The organism is Vibrio sp. D401a, from assembly GCF_030248515.1.
Lineage (GTDB): Bacteria > Pseudomonadota > Gammaproteobacteria > Enterobacterales > Vibrionaceae > Vibrio > Vibrio rotiferianus.
The window spans coordinates 1-3,251 of sequence record NZ_JAHGAI010000026.1 but is presented as its reverse complement, the minus strand read 5'-3'; the positions used below and the strand labels follow the sequence as shown (position 1 = coordinate 3,251).

The 3,251-nt window shown below is 50.7% G+C and carries 2 rRNA genes; both read right to left on the bottom strand.

The features are described from left to right. Window positions 1-64: 64 nt before the first annotated feature. Window positions 65-181 (bottom strand): 5S ribosomal RNA (gene rrf, locus KIV41_RS12830). An 87-nt stretch (window positions 182-268) separates the two neighbouring features. Further along, window positions 269-3,158: ribosomal RNA gene (locus tag KIV41_RS12825) — 23S ribosomal RNA — on the bottom strand. Window positions 3,159-3,251: the final 93 nt, after the last annotated feature.

Here is a 3,251-nt window from a genome sequence, read left to right as displayed (position 1 = left end):
GCCGGTATTCTAACCAACTGAACTACCGCTCCGCACTGGTTAGACATTTAAGTCTAAATTTAAAGCCTGGCGATGTCCTACTCTCACATGGGGAAGCCCCACACTACCATCGGCGCTAATTCGTTTCACTTCTGAGTTCGGAATGGAAATCAGGTGGGTCCAAATCGCTATGGTCGCCAAGCAAATTCTTTAATTCGGAAAGCTGTTTTTCGTTCTTAACACATTCAATGTTCTTACATTGAGTCCATCAAAACCCCTTGGGTGTTGTATGGTTAAGCCTCACGGGCAATTAGTACAGGTTAGCTCAACGCCTCACAACGCTTACACACCCTGCCTATCAACGTTCTAGTCTCGAACAACCCTTTAGGATACTTAAAGTATCAGGGAAGACTCATCTCAGGGCTCGCTTCCCGCTTAGATGCTTTCAGCGGTTATCGATTCCGAACTTAGCTACCGGGCAATGCGTCTGGCGACACAACCCGAACACCAGAGGTTCGTCCACTCCGGTCCTCTCGTACTAGGAGCAGCCCCCTTCAATCTTCCAACGCCCACGGCAGATAGGGACCGAACTGTCTCACGACGTTCTAAACCCAGCTCGCGTACCACTTTAAATGGCGAACAGCCATACCCTTGGGACCGACTTCAGCCCCAGGATGTGATGAGCCGACATCGAGGTGCCAAACACCGCCGTCGATATGAACTCTTGGGCGGTATCAGCCTGTTATCCCCGGAGTACCTTTTATCCGTTGAGCGATGGCCCTTCCATTCAGAACCACCGGATCACTATGACCTGCTTTCGCACCTGCTCGAATTGTCATTCTCGCAGTCAAGCGGGCTTATGCCATTGCACTAACCTCACGATGTCCAACCGTGATTAGCCCACCTTCGTGCTCCTCCGTTACGCTTTGGGAGGAGACCGCCCCAGTCAAACTACCCACCAGGCACTGTCCGTAACCCCGATAAGGGGTCGACGTTAGAACATCAACACTACAAGGGTGGTATTTCAAGGACGGCTCCACCAACACTGGCGTGCTGGTTTCAAAGCCTCCCACCTATCCTACACATGTAGGGTCAATGTTCAGTGCCAAGCTGTAGTAAAGGTTCACGGGGTCTTTCCGTCTAGCCGCGGGTACACTGCATCTTCACAGCGATTTCAATTTCACTGAGTCTCGGGTGGAGACAGCGTGGCCATCATTACGCCATTCGTGCAGGTCGGAACTTACCCGACAAGGAATTTCGCTACCTTAGGACCGTTATAGTTACGGCCGCCGTTTACCGGGGCTTCGATCAAGAGCTTCGACCGAAGTCTAACCCCATCAATTAACCTTCCGGCACCGGGCAGGCGTCACACCGTATACGTCATCTTACGATTTTGCACAGTGCTGTGTTTTTAATAAACAGTTGCAGCCACCTGGTATCTGCGACTCTCAATAGCTCCATCCGCAAGGGACTTCACCGTCGAGAGCGTACCTTCTCCCGAAGTTACGGTACCATTTTGCCTAGTTCCTTCACCCGAGTTCTCTCAAGCGCCTTGGTATTCTCTACCCGACCACCTGTGTCGGTTTGGGGTACGATTCCTTACAATCTGAAGCTTAGAGGCTTTTCCTGGAAGCATGGCATCAATGACTTCACTACCGTAGTAGCTCGACGTCGTGTCTCAGCCTTAAGAAGAGTCGGATTTACCTAACTCCTCAGCCTACGCACTTGAACCTGGACAACCGTCGCCAGGCCCACCTAGCCTTCTCCGTCCCCCCATCGCAATTGTAAGAAGTACGGGAATATTAACCCGTTTCCCATCGACTACGCCTTTCGGCCTCGCCTTAGGGGTCGACTTACCCTGCCCCGATTAACGTTGGACAGGAACCCTTGGTCTTCCGGCGAGGAGGTTTTTCACCCCCTTTATCGTTACTCATGTCAGCATTCGCACTTCTGATACCTCCAGCATGCTTTACAACACACCTTCAACGGCTTACAGAACGCTCCCCTACCCAATGAAGTAAACTTCATTGCCGCAGCTTCGGTTTATAGCTTAGCCCCGTTACATCTTCCGCGCAGGCCGACTCGACTAGTGAGCTATTACGCTTTCTTTAAATGATGGCTGCTTCTAAGCCAACATCCTAGCTGTCTAAGCCTTCCCACATCGTTTCCCACTTAGCTATAATTTGGGACCTTAGCTGGCGGTCTGGGTTGTTTCCCTCTCCACGACGGACGTTAGCACCCGCCGTGTGTCTCCCGGATAGTACTTACTGGTATTCGGAGTTTGCAAAGGGTTGGTAAGTCGGGATGACCCCCTAGCCTTAACAGTGCTCTACCCCCAGTAGTATTCGTCCGAGGCGCTACCTAAATAGCTTTCGGGGAGAACCAGCTATCTCCAGGTTTGATTGGCCTTTCACCCCTAGCCACAAGTCATCCGCTAATTTTTCAACATTAGTCGGTTCGGTCCTCCAGTTGATGTTACTCAACCTTCAACCTGCCCATGGCTAGATCACCTGGTTTCGGGTCTATATCCAGAGACTGAACGCCCAGTTAAGACTCGGTTTCCCTACGGCTCCCCTAGATGGTTAACCTTGCCACTGAATATAAGTCGCTGACCCATTATACAAAAGGTACGCAGTCACACCACGAAGGTGCTCCTACTGCTTGTACGTACACGGTTTCAGGTTCTATTTCACTCCCCTCACAGGGGTTCTTTTCGCCTTTCCCTCACGGTACTGGTTCACTATCGGTCAGTCAGTAGTATTTAGCCTTGGAGGATGGTCCCCCCATATTCAGACAGGATATCACGTGTCCCGCCCTACTCGATTTCACTGAATGTGCGTTGTCAACTACGGGGCTATCACCCTGTATCGCCGGACTTTCCAGACCGTTCGTCTAACGCATATAAAGCTTAAGGGCTAGTCCAATTTCGCTCGCCGCTACTTTCGGAATCTCGGTTGATTTCTTTTCCTCGGGGTACTTAGATGTTTCAGTTCCCCCGGTTCGCCTCGCTGCGCTATGTATTCACGCAGCGATACTTACTTATGTAAGTGGGTTTCCCCATTCGGAAATCCCAGACTCAAATGGTTTTTACTACCTAATCTGGGCTTATCGCAAGTTAATACGTCCTTCATCGCCTCTGACTGCCAAGGCATCCACCGTGTACGCTTAGTCACTTAACCATACAACCCGAAGGAGTTTCGAGTTGATGAACAAGTCACCAAAGTTGTCTGCAATTTTTATACATGATGCAGACTCGATTTTGCCGGACTCAA